Here is a 17,719-nt window from a genome sequence, read left to right as displayed (position 1 = left end):
CTCGGCCTGCGCAGAGGGATCACGCGCGCGGTTATTGCTGCCCCGCCCACACTACCATCACTTTATCGTCGCCCGCTTCACGGGTAAAACCATAGCCCTGCGGCAGGGAGAGCGTGTTTTGTTTACCCATGCCGATGGCCGGGTGGCGGGCGCGGAACTGCCCCAGCCGCTGCCAGTGGGCGACACGCGGCGCAGCACTGCCGGTCACATCCTGCCAGTTCATATCCGAGCGCGTACCTTGTAATGGATCGGATCCGGTCGGGCCGAACGGTCGCCCGGACTCATCGCCGTAAAAAATCTGTACCGCGCCGGGCGTCAACAACAGCAGTTCTGCCGCCCGCTGATCCCCTTCGCGGAACAGCCGCGTATCGTGGGACGACAAATAGCTCAGCACATTAAAACTTTGCAGTTTATCGGCCATCTGCTGCCACGTCAGATCGATGCTGGCGAAGCAATCTGCCGCTTTCGCCGCCTGCTCCTGATAATCAAAATTGATCATCGCATCGAAACCATGGCGGTAATAACTGCTCTCCATCACGCCGTGGCCCCAGGCTTCGCCGGTCATCCAGAAGGGCGCATCATCACGTTTTTTCTGCGGATTGGCCTGCTTCCACTCTGCCAGCGCCTGAGTCGCCTGGGTTTTCAACTGCTGTAAGGTCGCCATATCCACATGCTTGGCGGTATCGACGCGGAAACCGTCAATGCCGTACACCCGCACCCAGTCGCTCAGCCAGTGAGTCAGGTAATCGCGCGGCGTGAAGCCGTCGATGGCTTTCGCGTTGGTATCCGACTTGTGCTGATAAAACACCGGCAGCCCGGAGGGGGCGGTCGATTCGGTTTTCAGATCCGGTAAAAACGCCAGCGACATGGTGAGATCGTCGAAGCCGGGATTATCGTAATCGCCAATATCGGTGCGCACCCAGGCTTTGCCCCACCAGTTCTGCCAGGCGTTTTTATCGCTGAAGTTGATGTAATCATTAAAGCTGTGCCAGTTCTGTCCGGCTGCGGGCTTCCAGTCCGTCCAGTGCTCGCCGAGCACTTTTTTGCGCTCCTCGCCCTGCACATAGAGCGCGCCGAACTGATACTGCTGCATATCGGCCAGCGTCGCATAACCGGTGTGGTTGATGACCACGTCAAACAGGATGCGGATCCCGCGCTGGTGCGCTTCATCCACCAGCGTACGCAGATCCGCTTCGCTGCCCATATTGGCATCAAGCCGTGTCCAGTCCTGAATGTAGTAGCCGTGATAGGCGTAATGCGGGAAGTCGCCTTTGGTGCCACCGCCCACCCAGCCGTGGATCTGCTCGAAGGGCGCGCTGATCCACAGTGCGTTGACGCCGAGCTGTGAGAGATAATCAAGCTTCTGCGTCAGTCCTTTCAGATCGCCGCCATGAAAGGTGCCGATCTCTTCCATGCCGTCTTTGTGGCGGCCATAACTGTTGTCATTGGCCGGATCGCCGTTCTCGAAGCGGTCAGTCAGCACAAAATAGAAGGTGGCGTTATGCCAGTCGAAAGGCGCGACAGCGTCGGTTTCTGCGCGCTCCAGCAACAGTAGTCCGTCACTGTTGGCATCCGGCAGCAGGGTGATTTTTCCCTGTTTTACCGTGGCGGTTTGCTGACTGTAAAAATCGCGCACCACGCTGCTTTCAGCAAAGGTCTTACTCACGTCCAGCGTCAGCGGCTTACCGTCCCATTTCGGACACTGGCGCATCACCGCGGCGGTGCTGGTTTGCGGGGCACTTTTCACTGTGAGCATCAGCGTTGGCGTACCGGAACGGGTATCCAGCTGTAACTGATAATCGCCGTCACGGAACACGCGCCACTGCGGCGGCGTACCGCTACACGGCTGCAAAGAGAGCATCTGATTCAGCCGTGGCGCGTCGGTCGGCTGCCAGCACTGTTGATCAAGTTTCAGGGTCAACGGATAAGCGCCTTTTTTCAGCGGCGCGTCGCTGCGGTATACCCCCGATCCGGCATCGGTAAACGCCGGAAAGCCGGGGGACGTCCAGTCTGACCAGGCCACGGTGGGCAGCAACAATAATAGAAGGGCAGAACGTTTCATTCAGGGTGCCTGTCGCATGAATTTTATCCAGTGTGCCAGCAGACGCCGGAGGATAACTCATCCCCATGAACGCTTCGGCAGGGGGGAGGTGAAAGGGTGAGTGATCTGCTTCAAAAATCGCCAGGGATTTGCGATAAGCCACGCATTTCGTGCATAATTTATGCGTTGACACGCAGTAGCAGATGACAGGCTTTCGGAAATCGCTTATTCATTGTGTGTCAATAAGAGGGTAATTTTGATATGATTTGAGATTCCGCTCTCAAAATTGTGATTAAAATAAGGTGTTGGAATGCAACAATCCGACCTGGAGACCTAATGATAACGACTCCCATACGACGATATGGGGTAGCGATTCTGATGTTTCTCACCCTGATATTTTCCGGTGAGGTGCTTGCTAAGACGCACGAAAAAACAGCGAGTCATAAACCCCTAATAACCAAACAGATAAGTAAGAAGCAGGCTAGCAGTAAACAAGAGTATTCTCGCAATAGTGCAAAGAGTAGTTCACTTCCTGATTTGCGAAAATACCCTTCCGGAACACCAAGAAAAAAAGCGTTTCTCCGGACGGTCATGCCTTATATTACGAGTCAAAACGCAACGATCGCCGCTGAGCGTAACTGGTTGATGTCCAAACAGTACGAAAGCCAGTGGTCGTCAGCCGAGCGCGCGCGTCTGAAGGATATTGCCAAACGCTACAAAGTGAACTGGTCGGGCAATACCCGCCGTATTCCGTGGAATACGCTGCTGGATCGCGTCGACATCATTCCGGACAGCATGGTGGCAACGATGGCCGCCGCAGAAAGCGGCTGGGGCACCTCTAAGCTGGCGCGTAGTAACAATAACCTGTTCGGCATGAAATGCATGAAAGGTCACTGTACCAATGCGCCCGGCAAGGTGAAAGGCTACTCCCAGTTTGCTTCGGTGAAAGAGTCAGTCAACGCCTATGTGGTTAACCTGAATACGCACCCGGCGTATAAGTCGTTTCGCAAGTCCCGCGCGCAGCTGCGCAAAGCGGACCAGGAAGTGACGGCGAGCACGATGATCCATAAGCTCAAAGGCTATTCCACGCAGGGCAAGAGCTATAACAATTATCTGTTTGCCATGTATCAGGACAATCAGCGACTGATTGCCGCCCACATGTAAACGAAAACCGTAAACAAAAACGCCTTCCAGCCGGAAGGCGTTTTTTTTCGTCGGGCAATACCTACTACATCAGTATTTCACTGTAGCGATCGCGATAATCTTTCGGCGTCGTGTCGTACTCCTTCCTGAATACCGAGTAGAAATACTGCAATGACGGATAGCCGCACATTTGCGAGATCTCGTTAATCGACAGTGAAGTGGAAATCAGCAGGCTGCGGGCTTTCTCCAGCTTTTCGGCGTGGATCACCGCATGAATGGTTTCACCCACTTCCTCTTTAAAGCGCTTTTCCAGATTCGATCGGGAAATGCCAACCGCATCCAGCACCTGATCCACCTTGATCCCTTTACAGGCGTGATTGCGGATATAGTGCATGGCCTGGATCACCGCGGGATCGCTCAGCGATCGGTAATCCGTTGAACGCCGCTCCACCACGCGCACCGGCGGCACCAGCAAACGCTGTAACGGCAATGGCTCGTTATCCAGCAGGCGGTGCAGCAGTTTCGCTGCCTGATAGCCCATTTGCCGCGTGCCCTGCGCCACTGACGAGAGCGCCACGCGCGACAGATAACGCGTCAGCTCTTCGTTATCAATACCGATCACGCACAGCTTTTCCGGCACCGGAATATGCAGATGCTCGCACACCTGCAAGACATGACGGGCGCGGGCATCGGTGACGGCAATAATACCGGTCTGCGGCGGCAGAGTTTGCAGCCAGTCAGCCAGACGGTTTTGCGCGTGCTGCCAGTTCTCCGGGGCGGTTTCCAGCCCCTGATACACCACGCCGCGATATTTCTCCTGCGCCACCAGCTGGCAGAATGCGTACTCTCGCTCCACCGCCCAGCGTTTGCCGCTGGAGGCGGGCAGGCCGTAAAACGCAAAACGCTGGACGCCTTTTTCTTTTAAATGCAAAAAAGCGCTTTCGACCAGCGCATGGTTATCGGTGGCGATGTAATGTACCGGCGGATAGTTATCCGCGCGATGATACGACCCCCCCACGCCCACGATAGGCACGTTAACCCCCGCCAGCAGCCGCTGGATCTCGTCGTCATCGTAGTCAGCGATAACGCCATCCCCCAGCCATTCGCGGATGTTGTCGATGCGCGTGCGAAAATCTTCCTCAATAAAAATATCCCATTCGGACTGCGACGCCTGCAAATATTCACCCACGCCTTCGACAACCTGACGGTCATAGGCTTTATTGGCGTTGAATAACAACGTAATGCGGTGGCGCTTTTCAAACATGTTGGTCTCTTATTCCGTAGAACATTACGTCTGCTTACCACATTCATCACACTGCCGGAAAACTTTCCTCCGGCAGTGTGATCATCCCTGAGATTTCATTACCTTATGCGCGACGTTTTGTTGCCGAGTCCATCCAGACTGCCAGCAACAAAATGGCGCCTTTTACGATGTACTGCCAGAATGTCGGCACGTCCATCATGCTCATACCATTATCCAGCGACGCCATAATGAACGCCCCCATCACCGCACCCGCCACGCTGCCAATACCGCCGGCGAGGCTGGTGCCGCCGATCACACAGGCGGCGATGGCATCAAGCTCTGCGATGTTGCCCGCTGAAGGCGAACCGGCCCCCAGTCGTGAACTGAGGATCAAACCGGCGATGGCGACCATCAGGCCGTTGATGGCGAAGACTGCCAGCTTGGTGCGTTCCACGTTAATACCGGAAAGGCGTGCTGCCTCAATGTTGCCGCCGATGGCATAGATGCGGCGGCCAAAGGCGGTGCGTGTCGCCATAAACATTCCGGCGAGCAACAGGAAGGTGAGGATCAGCACCGGCGTCGGCACGCCACGGTAATCGTTTAACAGCCAGATGGCGCCCAGCACAATCACCGCGATCAGTGCCTGGCGTCCCACCACGGAGGTGGATGCCCCGGCGCTGAGTCCCAGCGCCTGGCGGCGCATCCGCCCGCGCCACTGCCACAGCGTAAAAGCAATCAGTCCCAGTGCGCCCACGCCAAAGCCCACGACGTCCGGCAGATAGCTTTGACCAATCTGCGACATGGCGGCGCTGGTGGGCGACACGGTGGTACCGTTGGTGATGCCGATCAGCACGCCGCGAAAGGCCAGCATCCCGGCGAGCGTGACGATAAACGACGGTACTTTACGATACGCCACCCACCAGCCGTTCCAGGTGCCGAGCAACAGACCCAGCACCAGCGTCACCACAATGGTCAGCGGCAACGGCCAGCCCAGCCAGACGTCGAAAATCGCCGCCACGCCGCCCAGCAGACCCATCATCGAGCCTACCGAGAGATCGATCTCCGCCGAAATAATCACAAACACCATGCCCACCGCCAGAATGCCGGTGATCGCCGTCTGGCGCAGCAGGTTCGAGACGTTACGCGCGCTCAGGTACGAACCGTCGGTCATCCAGGTGAAAAACAGCATGATTGCCACAATCGCGGCGATCATCACGAATACCTGTAAATTCAGCGACTTTAGCCCGCCGAGGGTAACCGGCTGCGGCGCAGACAGTTTGAGTTCAGATGGGTTGGTTTTCGACATGATGTTCGCTCCTCAGCGCCGCTTCCATAACCTGTTCCTGGGTCAGATGATGATTGATGAGATTGGCCTTCAGCCTGCCTTCGTGCATCACCAGCACCCGATCGCTGAGGCCCAGCACTTCCGGAAGCTCTGATGAAATCACAATGACGGCGATGCCCTGCTGCACAAGCTGATTGATGAGCTTGTAGATCTCGTATTTCGCGCCAATGTCGATCCCGCGTGTGGGTTCATCGAGGATCAAAATACGTGGGTTGAGCAGCAGACAGCGCGCCAGAATTGCCTTCTGCTGATTGCCGCCGCTCAGGCGGCCAATCGCCAGTTCCGGCGACGAGGTTTTCACCTTCAGCCGCGCCAGCGACTGCAAAATACATTGCTGCTCGGCGGCATCGTCGAGGCTGGTGAGCGGGCCGGAAAACTGATCCAGCGCGGCGAGGGTGATATTTTTACCCACCGCCATTACCGGCACGATGCCGTCTTTTTTACGGTCCTCCGGCACCATCGCAATGCCGTGGCGTATGGCTTCCTGGCAGTTACGGATCTGCACCGGCTTACCATCAATAAACACCTGGCCTTCATGACGCCCCGGCCAGACGCCAAACAGGCACTGGACCGCTTCGGTGCGCCCGGCGCCGACCAGCCCGGCGATGCCTAAAATCTCGCCGCGCTTCAGGGAAAAGGAGACGTCGTTGACGCGCTTAATATGCCGGTTAACCGGATGCCAGGCGGTGAGATGCTCCACGCGCAGGATCTCATCGCCGGTGGTATGGGGTTCGTTGGGGTAAAGGGCGGTCAGTTCACGACCCACCATCATGGTGATGATGTCATCTTCGTTCATCCCGGCGGCATCGCGGGTGCCGATGTGCTGCCCATCGCGGATCACGCAGATAACATCTGAAATCGCCTTCACTTCATTCAGCTTGTGCGAGATATAAATGCAGGCGATGCCGTGATGTTGCAGATCGCGAATAATATCAAGCAGCACCGCGGTTTCCTGCTCCGTCAGCGAGGCGGTAGGCTCGTCGAGGATCAACAGGCGTACCTGTTTGTTCAGCGCTTTGGCGATCTCCACCAGTTGTTGCTGGCCGAGGCCCAAATCACCCACGCGGGTATCGGGGGAGATGGCGAGGCTGACCTGCGCCAGTAATTTCTGACAGCGCAGCGTCATGGTGTCGTAATCCATCACGCCGCGATGGGTGATTTCAGCACCGAGGAAGATATTTTCCAGCACGGTGAGGTGTTTCACCAGCGCCAGCTCCTGATGAATAATAGCGATGCCTTTGCGTTCTGTGTCGCGAATATGGCTGGCTTCGATCGTTTCGCCTGCAAAAACGATGTCACCGTCATAGCTGCCAAAGGGGTAGATCCCGCACAGCACTTTCATCAGGGTGGATTTGCCGGACCCATTCTCGCCACACAGGGACAATACTTCTCCGGCGTTTAGTTGCAGGCTGACATTATCCACGGCTTTGACCGCGCCAAACGCCTTGGTAATGTTTTTCATCTCAAGTAAATAAGGCATACCTGCTCCGCGTAAGGCTATGGAATAACAGTGCCTGAAACGCTCCCCCGTAGCAGACGGGGAAGCGTGCAAAGGTTACAGCTGGCTCTTTTGATGGAATCCGTCTTTGATCACCGTGGCGTCAATATTTTCTTTATTCACTTCAATTGGCGTCAGCAGGCGGGCAGGAACATCTTTCAGACCGTTATTCAGCGTGGCATCGGCCTTAGGCTCTTTGCCGTTACCCAGTTCGACGGCGATCTCCGCAGCGGTATTCGCCAGTTGCGTGATAGGTTTATAAACGGTCATTGTCTGGCTACCGTTGATAATGCGTTTGACCCCGGCGAGATCCGCATCCTGCCCTGAAATCGCCACCTTACCCGCCAGACCCTGCGCGCTCAGCGCCTGGATCGCGCCGCCCGCCGTGGCGTCATTCGAGGCGACCACCGCATCAATTTTGTTGTTGTTAGCGGTCAGCGCGTTTTCCATGATTTTCAGCGCATTTTCCGGCAACCAGCCATCGGCCCACTGATCGCCAACGATTTTAATTTTTCCGCTGTCGATATAAGGTTTTAATACTTTCATCTGACCGGCGCGGAAGAGCTTGGCGTTATTATCCACCGGCGAGCCACCCATCAAGAAATAATTCCCCTGCGGCACTTTTTCCACCAGGCTTTGTGCCTGAAGTTCACCGACTTTTTCGTTATCAAAAGAGATATAAAAATCGATGTCGGCATTATTAATCATACGGTCGTAGGCTAATACTTTTATGCCTTCCTGTTTCGCTTCTTTCACAACGTTACTTAATACCTGGCCGTTGTAAGGAATAATGACCAGCACATCAACGCCGCGGTTGATCATATTTTCAATCTGCGACATCTGGGTTTCTTCGTTGCCATTCGCCGACTGCACAAATACTTCGGCACCTAAGGATTCGGCTTTTTTAACAAAAATATCGCGATCTTTCTGCCAGCGCTCCAGACGCAGGTCATCAATAGCCATACCGATTTTGATTTCTTTCGCCTGCCCCGCAAAGGTGGCGAGCAGCAGGGAAGCGCAGACTGTAAGGCAAAGGTTCTTTATCTTCATAATAGTAATACCTTTTTGTAGGGTTATAGGGTCTGAGATAAAAGAAACATGCAGGATCCAGACGCAGCAAATTCTTAACGCGGAATCAAAACCTGGCAATTACTGATTTTTATCCTGCCATTACGATATTTGGTTTATTTGCTAATTTATGACCGCGATCTGATTTTAATCTGTGCGGGAATTAGGTTTTGCAGAAAATTGGAAGGCGCGCCGCAATGGGGTGGGTGCGGGCTTATTTTGGGAGCCAGCGCACGTTTGTGCATTATCTCAATAGCAGTGTGAAATAACGTAATTGAGCCGGGCGCTGAGAGGATCCAGTATTAACGCAGAAATGAACACTCGCCGCATACATTGATTATGGAGCTGATTATGCAAGCCTATTTTGACCAACTTGAACGTGTACGCTACGAAGGTACCCAATCCACCAATCCTTTAGCCTTCCGCCACTACAATCCGGACGAGCTGGTTCTGGGCAAACGCATGGAAGATCATCTGCGTTTCGCTGCCTGCTACTGGCACACATTCTGCTGGAACGGCTCGGATATGTTTGGCGTGGGTGCGTTTGAGCGCCCGTGGCAGCAGGCGGGTGATGCGCTTGAGCTGGCAAAACGTAAAGCCGATGTGGCCTTTGAGTTCTTCCACAAGCTGAACGTGCCGTACTACTGCTTTCACGATGTTGACGTCTCGCCGGAAGGCGCATCGCTGAAAGAGTACCTGAACAATTTCGCGAAAATGACCGACGTGCTGGCGCAAAAACAGCAGGAGAGCGGCGTGAAGCTGCTGTGGGGCACCGCGAACTGCTTTACTAACCCTCGCTACGGCGCAGGCGCAGCCACTAACCCGGATCCGGAAGTGTTCAGCTGGGCAGCCACGCAGGTGGTGACCGCAATGAACGCTACCCATCAACTGGGCGGTGAAAACTACGTGCTGTGGGGCGGTCGCGAAGGCTATGAAACCCTGCTGAATACCGACCTGCGCCAGGAGCGCGAGCAAATCGGACGCTTCATGCAGATGGTCGTGGAGCACAAACACAAAATCGGCTTCCAGGGCACCTTGCTGATCGAGCCAAAACCGCAAGAGCCAACCAAGCACCAGTACGATTATGACGTCGCTACGGTCTACGGCTTCCTGAAGCAGTTCGGTCTGGAAAAAGAGATCAAAGTGAATATCGAAGCCAACCACGCCACCCTGGCTGGGCACACCTTCCACCATGAAATCGCGTCGGCGATTGCGCTGGGCATCTTTGGCTCCGTCGATGCCAACCGTGGCGACCCGCAGCTGGGCTGGGATACCGACCAGTTCCCGAACAGCGTCGAAGAAAACGCGCTGGTGATGTATGAAATCATCAAAGCGGGCGGCTTTACCACCGGCGGTCTGAACTTTGACGCCAAAATCCGTCGTCAGAGCACCGATAAATACGATCTGTTCTACGGGCATATCGGCGCGATGGACACCATGGCGCTGGCGTTAAAAGTGGCAGCGCGCATGATTGAAAGCGGTGAGCTGGATAAGCGTGTAGCGAAGCGTTATGCCGGCTGGAATGGTGAACTTGGTCAGCAGATCCTGAAAGGACAACTGACGCTGACCGAGCTGGCGAAGTACGCTGAGCAGCAAAACCTGGCACCGCAGCATCAGAGCGGTCATCAGGAACTGCTGGAAAACATCGTTAACCGCTATCTGTTTGGATAGAAAATCGTAAGCGCCACGCCGGTCGTGGCGCACTGATCACAGCCTGTACAGGAGCAGTCATTATGTACATCGGTATCGACCTCGGCACATCGGGCGTAAAAGCTATTTTGCTGGGCGAGCAGGGGAACGTGCTCGCCTCATACACCGAGTCGCTGACGGTTTCACGCCCGCATCCATTATGGTCCGAGCAGGATCCCGAACAGTGGTGGCTGGCGACGGATCGCGCGATCAAGGGTCTCGGCGAGCAGCATCCGCTGGCCGGGGTAAAAGCGGTGGGGATCGCCGGGCAGATGCACGGCGCTACTCTGCTTGATAAACACGACGCTATCTTACGTCCGGCGATTTTATGGAACGATGGCCGCTGCGGTGAAGAGTGCCAGCTTCTGGAAGCGCAGGTGCCGGACTCGCGCGCCATAACCGGCAATCTGATGATGCCCGGTTTTACCGCGCCAAAACTGCTGTGGGTGAAGCGCCACGAACCGGAAGTGTTCGCCCGCGTGGCAAAAGTATTACTGCCAAAAGATTATCTGCGTCTGCGGATGACCGGCGAGTACGCCAGTGATATGTCCGATGCGGCTGGCACCATGTGGCTGGATGTCGCCAGACGTGACTGGAGCGATACCCTGCTGGCGGCCTGTGGGCTGACCCGCGACCAGATGCCCGCGCTGTTTGAAGGCAGTGCAATTACCGGCGACCTGTTGCCCGAGGTGGCACAGGCGTGGGGATTACCTGCCGTGCCGGTGGTGGCGGGGGGCGGCGATAACGCCGCCGGTGCGGTGGGTGTCGGCATGATCGATGCAGGCCAGGCGATGCTCTCGCTGGGTACGTCCGGCGTCTATTTTGCCGTCAGCGATGGTTTTCTGAGTAAGCCGGAAAGCGCCGTGCACAGTTTCTGTCACGCGCTGCCGGAACGCTGGCATTTGATGTCCGTGATGTTGAGCGCCGCGTCTTGCCTCGACTGGGCGGCGAAGCTGACCGGACTGTCTTCGGTGGCAGAACTGATTAACGCCGCGCAGCAGGCGGATGACAACGCCGGTGACCTCTGGTTTCTGCCTTATCTCTCAGGCGAACGCACGCCGCACAATAATCCGCAGGCAAAAGGCGTCTTTTTCGGCCTGACCCATCAGCACGGGCAGAACGAACTGGCGCGGGCCGTGCTGGAAGGCGTCGGCTATGCGCTGGCAGATGGCATGGATGTGGTGCATGCCTGTGGCATCACGCCGAAAAGCGTCACGCTGATTGGCGGCGGGGCGCGCAGCCCTTACTGGCGGCAAATGCTGGCGGATATTAGCGGCCAGCAGCTGGATTACCGCACCGGCGGCGATGTCGGCCCGGCGCTCGGCGCAGCAAGACTGGCGCAGATTGCCCTGAACCCGGATCGACCGCTGTCCGATCTGCTGCCGCCGTTGCCGCTGGAGCAGGCGCATCAGCCGGATGCCGCGCGCCACGCCCACTATGCGCCGCGTCGGGAAACCTTCCGCCGGATCTATCAGCAGCTTCTGCCGCTGATGTCGTGAACACCGGCCGTCCACAAACGGCCTGATGATGTCCTTTTTTGGTATTAGCAAACACAGGACGCCTTGTCAGAATGGGATCACACCCACTGCATAAGGCGTCCTGAAATGACCCGTACCGCGCTAATCAATATCGACACCCAACAATCCTTCCCGCAAAAAGATTTCTGGCAGAACGCGGATCTCCCCGCCTTCCAGGACGCGATCCTCCGTCTGATCACTGGCTGCGAGGCGCACCATATTCCAGTGGTGGACATTTTTCACGTCGCCGACAGCGGCCCGTTCTCGCTGGAGAGTGGGTTTGTGACCCCGTTGCCCTTTTTAGGCCATCAGGCGGCGGTGACCTTTCATAAGCATGTGCACAATGCCTTCACTGATACCGGGCTTGACCACTGGCTGCGCAGCAGGGACATCAACCATCTGATTATCTGTGGCATTCGCACCGAACAGTGCTGCGAAACCACCGCGCGGGTGGCGGCGGATCTGGGCTACCGCGTGACCTTTGTCAGTGAAGCGACGTTAACCTTCCCGATGACGCATAATGGCATTACGCTGGACAGCGCAACGCTGCGTCACCGTACGGAAACCGTGCTGGTGGATCGTTTTGCTGACATTAAAACGGTAACCCAAACGCTGGAGTCGCTTGCATGAGTGTGGATGTCTGGTTCGTGATGCTGCCGGGGGTGCTGGCGCTGGATATGACCGGCCCGGCAGAAACCTTTACGCTGGCGGGCAATGCGTTTCGCCTGCATTTCATCGGGCCGGACGCCGAGGTGCCGACCTCTATCGGCGTGACCATGGGCAATATTGCGCCGCTGCCCGACACGCTGCCGGAAGGCAGTCTGCTGGTGCTTCCCGGCGTGTCAGATTCCTCACGCTTTTTCGCTACCCCACAGGCCGACCGCGTGCGCCACTGGCTGATGCGCCAGCAGCCACTGATCCACAGCCAGAAAATCACCCTGATGTGCGTCTGTTCCGGCGCGCTGCTCGCCGCCAAAGCTGGACTGATGCAGGGGGTGACATGCACCACCCATCATGACGTCATCGCCCGGCTGAAGGCCGCCGCGCCGACGGCGCAGGTGAAAGAGAACCGTATTTTTATTGAAGATCGCGGCATCTGGACCAGCGCGGGTATCACCTCGGGCATTGATTTAACCCTGCACCTGATTAACCGTTTGTGCGGGCCAGAAGTGGCGCTCGCTGTAGCGCGGGAGATGGTGGTGTGGTTTCGCCGTTCGGGGGACGATCCGCAGCTGTCGCCGTGGCTGCGCTACCGTAATCATCTGCATCCGGCGATCCATCGGGCGCAGGATGCATTGACGAATGAACCGCAGAAAGCCTGGTCGCTGGCAGACATTGCCGCCTGCGCGCACGTCAGCCCGCGCCATCTGACGCGGCTGTTCCAGCAACATCTGGGGATCAGCGTGCGCGATTATCTCGAACAGCTGCGGCTGGCGGTGGCGGAGCAGTGGCTGGTGCAGGGGCGCGGTGTCGAACACGCCTCGCAGGCCGCGGGATTTTCCTCCCCCCGGCAGCTGCACCGCGCCCGCCAGCGGGCCATCAGCTGACGAAGCGGCGGGTATCGAGCCGCTGCAACAGCATCGACAGCACTAAACTGCACGCCAGCGTGGCGGCAAAAATCCACACCATATCCAGTAGCGGCCAGCTTTTGATCTCCACCCCGCGCGTGCGCAGTGCATGGATGATCAACGCATGAAAGCCGTAAATCCCCAGCGAATGGCGTGAGATCAGCCCCAGTCCTGGCAGAACGCGCGTATTGAGCGTGTTTTTCACCAGCGTCAGCAAACTCATGGCGCAGATAAACACCATCGGGCCGCAGTAAAGATACCAGGTATCGGCGAAATTCCCGCGCCAGCGCAGCTCATGCAGCGTGCCCCGCGAAATCACAAACACCGCCGCGATAAACAGCGCCGCGCACAGCCCGCTTAAGTATTTGCGTTGCGTGTCCATCATGCCGAGGGCGCGGCCGAGAATGCCGTACAGCACGTAGTAAAACGTATCGCCATTGATATACAGATTCACTGGCAGCCACTCGACGCCGCCGGTTTTCAGCGACAGTGTATTGGGATTGGCGACCACGCCAATCACCACGGTTAACGCCAGCAGCATTTTGCCGCTCACGCTTTTCACCTGGATCAGCGGCGACAGCAGGTAAATAACGATAATGGCAAAGAAAAACCACAGATGATAAAACACCGGTTTTTGCAGCAGGTTTTTCAGCGACAGCTCGCCGTTTATCGAGGTGAAAAACGTAATGTAGAGAAACGCCACCAGGCTGTAGAACAGCAGGCAAAGGCCGATACGCAAAAAATGGCGCGGCTGCGCGCTGCGCTCACCAAAAAACAGATAGCCTGAAATCATAAAAAACAGCGGTACGCTGACACGCGACGCGGAATTGAGGATATTCGCCATATCCCAGTACAGTGGACTGACGCTCTGCGAGTTAGTGATATACCAACTGGTGGTATGGATCATCACCACCATCAGGCAGGCGATGCCCCGCAGATTATCTATCCAGTTAATTTTTGACTGCATTGGTTCCCCGATTTCCGTCTTAAAAAGGCTCTGACCCGCGATTGCGTGCGTGTTCTCATTAGATAATTCTGAGTTTCCTCTCTGGCGCTTGTGAGGGGCGTCCTCTGTTTGCACTATATTTAGCAGCGCAAAAAGCCCGCTCCCTCTTATTAAAAATAATAGCCAGACAACACGGCGGCGATAAAAATGATGATGAAGTCTCTGTTTCCAGCAGTATTACTCTTACTTTCCGGGTGTAGCAGCCCTGACGACCAGAGTCCGCAAAAAGCGCAGCAGGCGAAAGTGACGCCGGCACGTTCGTTATCGATGGAGCAACTCTGCAAGGAGAATGCCGCGCACCGCTATAATACCGGGGCGCAGAATATTGCGGTCACGGGATTTGTGCAATTCCAGGCGAGTTATGAGGTGCGCGGCTATACGCCCCGTGATGAACGTTTTGTTTGTGCATTCGATCCTGACGGGCAGTTTTTGCACCTTTCCATGCGCTAACGCCGCGCCACAAACCCAATTTTGCCTAAACAACCCCGTTTCGTACTGTATATCTTGCGGTCAACGGGTATACTGGCGACTTCCTTAAATCCACCGTATCCAGCACGAAATACTATGCAAAAGTTTGATACCAGGACCTTCCAGGGCCTGATCCTGACCTTACAGGATTACTGGGCTCGCCAGGGCTGCACCATTGTTCAACCATTGGACATGGAAGTGGGCGCCGGCACCTCACACCCGATGACCTGCCTGCGCGCGCTGGGGCCAGAGCCTATGGCAACCGCCTATGTGCAGCCTTCCCGTCGCCCGACCGATGGTCGCTATGGCGAAAACCCGAACCGTTTACAGCATTACTACCAGTTTCAGGTGGTCATTAAGCCGTCTCCGGACAACATCCAGGAGCTGTACCTCGGTTCACTGAAAGAACTGGGTATGGATCCGACCATCCACGACATTCGCTTCGTTGAAGATAACTGGGAAAACCCGACGCTGGGTGCCTGGGGTCTGGGCTGGGAAGTGTGGCTGAACGGCATGGAAGTGACACAGTTCACTTACTTCCAGCAGGTGGGCGGTCTGGAATGCAAACCGGTTACCGGTGAGATCACCTACGGCCTGGAACGTCTGGCCATGTACATTCAGGGCGTGGACAGCGTTTACGACCTGGTCTGGAGCGACGGTCCGCTGGGTAAAACCACCTACGGCGACGTGTTCCATCAGAACGAAGTGGAGCAGTCCACCTATAACTTCGAATACGCTGACGTCGATTTCCTTTTCACCTGCTTTGAGCAGTATGAAAAAGAAGCGCAGCAGCTGCTGGCGCTGGAAAACCCGCTGCCGCTGCCTGCTTACGAGCGCATTCTGAAGGCCGCCCACAGCTTTAACTTGCTGGATGCGCGCAAAGCCATCTCCGTGACCGAACGTCAGCGTTACATTTTGCGTATTCGCACGCTGACCAAAGCCGTTGCAGAGGCTTACTATGCGTCCCGTGAAGCCCTTGGCTTCCCGCTGTGCAACCGAAACAAATAAGAGGCGGCCATGTCTGAAAAAACTTTTCTGGTGGAACTCGGCACTGAAGAGCTGCCACCAAAAGCCCTGCGCAGCCTGGCGGAATCCTTTGCTGCGAACGTGACGGCAGAACTGGATGCGGCTGGCATCGCACACGGTAATGTGGAGTGGTTCGCCGCACCGCGCCGTCTGGCGCTGAAAATCGCCAGCCTCGCGGCGGCACAACCGGATCGCGAAGTTGAAAAACGCGGCCCGGCAATTTCCCAGGCGTTTGATGCGGAAGGTAAACCGAGCAAAGCGGCAGAAGGCTGGGCGCGCGGCTGCGGTATCACCGTTGATCAGGCCGAACGTCTGACCACCGACAAAGGCGAATGGCTGCTCTATCGCGCCCATGTGAAAGGCGAAAGCGTGCAAGCGCTGCTGCCGAACATGATTGCCACCTCGCTTGCTAAACTGCCGATCCCAAAACTGATGCGCTGGGGCGCAAGCGACGTGCACTTTGTGCGTCCGGTGCATACCCTGACCCTGCTGCTGGGCGATGAAGTTATCCCGGCCACCATCCTCGGCATTACCGCCGATCGCGTGATCCGTGGTCACCGCTTTATGGGCGAGCCGGAATTCACTATCGACAATGCCGATCAGTACCCGCAGATCCTGCTGGAGCGCGGCAAAGTGATGGCGGATTACGAAGGCCGTAAAGCCAAAATCAAAGCAGACGCTGAAGACGCGGCGCGTAAGATTGGCGGCGTTGCCGATCTGAGCGAAAGCTTGCTGGAAGAAGTCGCTTCGCTGGTGGAATGGCCGGTGGTGCTGACCGCGAAATTCGAAGAGAAATTCCTCGCGGTACCGTCTGAAGCGCTGGTGTACACCATGAAGGGTGACCAGAAGTACTTCCCGGTGTACGCGGCGGACGGCAAACTGCTGCCTAACTTCATTTTCGTGGCGAACATCGAGTCCAGCGATCCGCAGCAAATTATTTCCGGTAACGAGAAAGTCGTGCGCCCGCGTCTGGCGGATGCAGAATTCTTCTTTAATACCGACCGTAAAAAGCGTCTGGAAGATAATTTGCCGCGCCTGCAAACCGTCCTATTCCAGCAACAGCTCGGCACGCTGCGCGACAAAACTGACCGCATCACCGCGCTGGCGGGCTGGATCGCCGGTCAGATTGGCGCAGATGTCAGCCACGCTGAACGTGCGGGCCTGCTCTCCAAGTGCGACCTGATGACCAATATGGTGTTCGAGTTTACCGACACCCAGGGCGTGATGGGCATGCACTACGCGCGTCACGATGGCGAAGCGGAAGACGTTGCTGTGGCGCTGAACGAGCAGTATCAGCCGCGCTTTGCCGGTGATGCATTGCCGTCCAATCTGGTGGCCTGTGCGGTGGCTATTGCCGATAAAATGGACACCCTCGCGGGTATCTTTGGTATCGGTCAGCACCCGAAAGGCGACAAAGATCCGTTTGCGCTGCGTCGTGCTGCATTAGGTGTGCTGCGCATTATCGTCGAGAAAAACCTCAACCTCGATCTGCAAACCCTGACCGAAGAAGCGGTGCGTCTGTACGGCGATAAGCTGACTAACGCTAACGTCACTGACGACGTCATCGACTTTATGCTGGGCCGTTTCCGCGCCTGGTATCAGGACGAAGGCTACAGCGTGGATACCATTCAGGCGGTGCTGGCGCGTCGTCCGACCCGTCCGGCAGATTTCGATGCGCGTATGAAGGCGGTATCCCACTTCCGTACGCTTTCCGAAGCGGCGGCGCTGGCAGCAGCCAACAAACGTGTGTCCAACATCCTGGCGAAATCCAGCGAGCCGCTGAACGATAACGTTCACGCCTCGGTGCTGAAAGACGATGCGGAAATCCGCCTCGCCATGCAGGTGGCGGTGATGCGCGATAAGCTGCAACCGTTCTTCGCAGAAGGCCGTTATCAGGATGCATTGATCGAGCTGGCGTCACTGCGCGAGCCGGTGGATGAGTTCTTCGAAAGCGTGATGGTGAATGCCGATGACGCGCAGGTGCGTATCAACCGCCTGACGTTGCTGGCGAAGCTGCGTGAACTGTTCCTGCAGGTCGCGGATATTTCGCTGTTGCAGTAAGCGCAGCGCCATCCGGCACAAAAATAAAAACGGCCCCCGGAAACGG

Annotated in this window: 14 protein-coding genes; 8 read left to right on the top strand and 6 right to left on the bottom strand. The window is 56.5% G+C overall.

Features of this window, described 5'->3' with window-relative positions; translation table 11 throughout:
- Positions 1-31 precede the first annotated feature (31 nt).
- Positions 32-2,062 carry an alpha-amylase gene (locus tag KW828_RS18505; RefSeq protein WP_218337746.1) on the bottom strand — a complete coding sequence of 677 codons (2,031 nt, stop codon included), beginning with the start codon at positions 2,060-2,062 and terminating at the stop codon, positions 32-34.
- Between the two features lie 315 nt (positions 2,063-2,377).
- Here KW828_RS18505 and KW828_RS18500 point away from each other — a divergent pair, with 315 nt between their 5' ends.
- On the top strand, positions 2,378-3,205 hold the full coding sequence (locus tag KW828_RS18500) for a protein bax (protein ID WP_218337745.1): 828 nt from the start codon (positions 2,378-2,380) through the stop codon (positions 3,203-3,205).
- Between the two features lie 64 nt (positions 3,206-3,269).
- Here the strand turns inward: KW828_RS18500 and xylR are convergent, their stop codons facing one another.
- The 4 genes from xylR to xylF form a co-directional block, all read right to left on the bottom strand.
- Positions 3,270-4,448, bottom strand: a complete 1,179-nt coding sequence (gene xylR / locus KW828_RS18495; RefSeq protein WP_218337744.1) for a D-xylose utilization transcriptional activator XylR — start codon at positions 4,446-4,448, stop codon at positions 3,270-3,272.
- 103 nt (positions 4,449-4,551) lie between these two features.
- Positions 4,552-5,733 (bottom strand): xylose ABC transporter permease XylH, encoded by a 1,182-nt coding sequence (gene xylH / locus KW828_RS18490; protein WP_218337743.1) that lies wholly within the window; start codon positions 5,731-5,733, stop codon positions 4,552-4,554.
- Positions 5,711-7,252 (bottom strand): xylose ABC transporter ATP-binding protein, encoded by a 1,542-nt coding sequence (locus KW828_RS18485; protein WP_218337742.1) that lies wholly within the window; start codon positions 7,250-7,252, stop codon positions 5,711-5,713. The genes xylH and KW828_RS18485 overlap by 23 nt, the downstream gene beginning before the upstream one ends.
- 75 nt (positions 7,253-7,327) lie before the next feature.
- On the bottom strand, positions 7,328-8,320 hold the full coding sequence (xylF, locus tag KW828_RS18480; protein ID WP_218337741.1) for a D-xylose ABC transporter substrate-binding protein: 993 nt from the start codon (positions 8,318-8,320) through the stop codon (positions 7,328-7,330).
- 369 nt (positions 8,321-8,689) lie between these two features.
- On the opposite strand from xylF, the gene xylA reads away from it, so the two are divergent.
- The 4 genes from xylA to KW828_RS18460 all read left to right on the top strand — a co-directional run bounded on the left by xylA (position 8,690) and on the right by KW828_RS18460 (position 13,091).
- Positions 8,690-10,009 carry a xylose isomerase gene (gene xylA, locus KW828_RS18475; RefSeq protein ID WP_218337740.1) on the top strand — a complete coding sequence of 440 codons (1,320 nt, stop codon included), beginning with the start codon at positions 8,690-8,692 and terminating at the stop codon, positions 10,007-10,009.
- Positions 10,010-10,071: 62 nt separating this feature from the next.
- Positions 10,072-11,526: a xylulokinase gene (xylB, locus tag KW828_RS18470; protein ID WP_218337739.1), complete on the top strand. Its 1,455-nt coding sequence runs from the start codon at positions 10,072-10,074 to the stop codon at positions 11,524-11,526.
- Between the two features lie 105 nt (positions 11,527-11,631).
- A complete protein-coding gene (locus KW828_RS18465) occupies positions 11,632-12,174 on the top strand; it encodes an isochorismatase family protein (RefSeq protein ID WP_218337738.1) in 543 nt (180 codons plus the stop codon).
- The gene (locus tag KW828_RS18460; RefSeq protein ID WP_218337737.1) at positions 12,171-13,091 is read left to right on the top strand and encodes a GlxA family transcriptional regulator; all 921 of its coding nucleotides are present in this window, start codon (positions 12,171-12,173) and stop codon (positions 13,089-13,091) included. The genes KW828_RS18465 and KW828_RS18460 overlap by 4 nt, the downstream gene beginning before the upstream one ends.
- On the opposite strand, the gene KW828_RS18455 is transcribed toward KW828_RS18460, so the two are convergent.
- The gene (locus tag KW828_RS18455; RefSeq protein ID WP_218337736.1) at positions 13,084-14,079 is read right to left on the bottom strand and encodes an acyltransferase; all 996 of its coding nucleotides are present in this window, start codon (positions 14,077-14,079) and stop codon (positions 13,084-13,086) included. The two genes, KW828_RS18460 and KW828_RS18455, sit on opposite strands and share 8 nt — an antisense overlap.
- Positions 14,080-14,265: 186 nt before the next feature.
- Here KW828_RS18455 and KW828_RS18450 point away from each other — a divergent pair, with 186 nt between their 5' ends.
- The 3 genes from KW828_RS18450 (at position 14,266) to glyS (ending at position 17,673) form a co-directional block, all read left to right on the top strand.
- A complete protein-coding gene (locus KW828_RS18450) occupies positions 14,266-14,568 on the top strand; it encodes a YsaB family lipoprotein (RefSeq protein WP_218337735.1) in 303 nt (100 codons plus the stop codon).
- A gap of 114 nt (positions 14,569-14,682) precedes the next feature.
- Entirely contained in the window at positions 14,683-15,594 is a 912-nt protein-coding gene (gene glyQ, locus KW828_RS18445; protein WP_088222377.1) for a glycine--tRNA ligase subunit alpha, read from the top strand.
- A 9-nt stretch (positions 15,595-15,603) separates the two neighbouring features.
- Positions 15,604-17,673, top strand: a complete 2,070-nt coding sequence (glyS, locus tag KW828_RS18440) for a glycine--tRNA ligase subunit beta (RefSeq protein ID WP_218337734.1) — start codon at positions 15,604-15,606, stop codon at positions 17,671-17,673.
- Positions 17,674-17,719: the final 46 nt, after the last annotated feature.

The sequence above is a fragment of the Enterobacter sp. ENT03 genome, from assembly GCF_019218745.1.
Classification (GTDB): Bacteria; Pseudomonadota; Gammaproteobacteria; order Enterobacterales; family Enterobacteriaceae; genus Enterobacter_D.
Note: the sequence above shows the minus strand (reverse complement) of the source record. Positions and strands in the feature narration are given on the sequence as shown.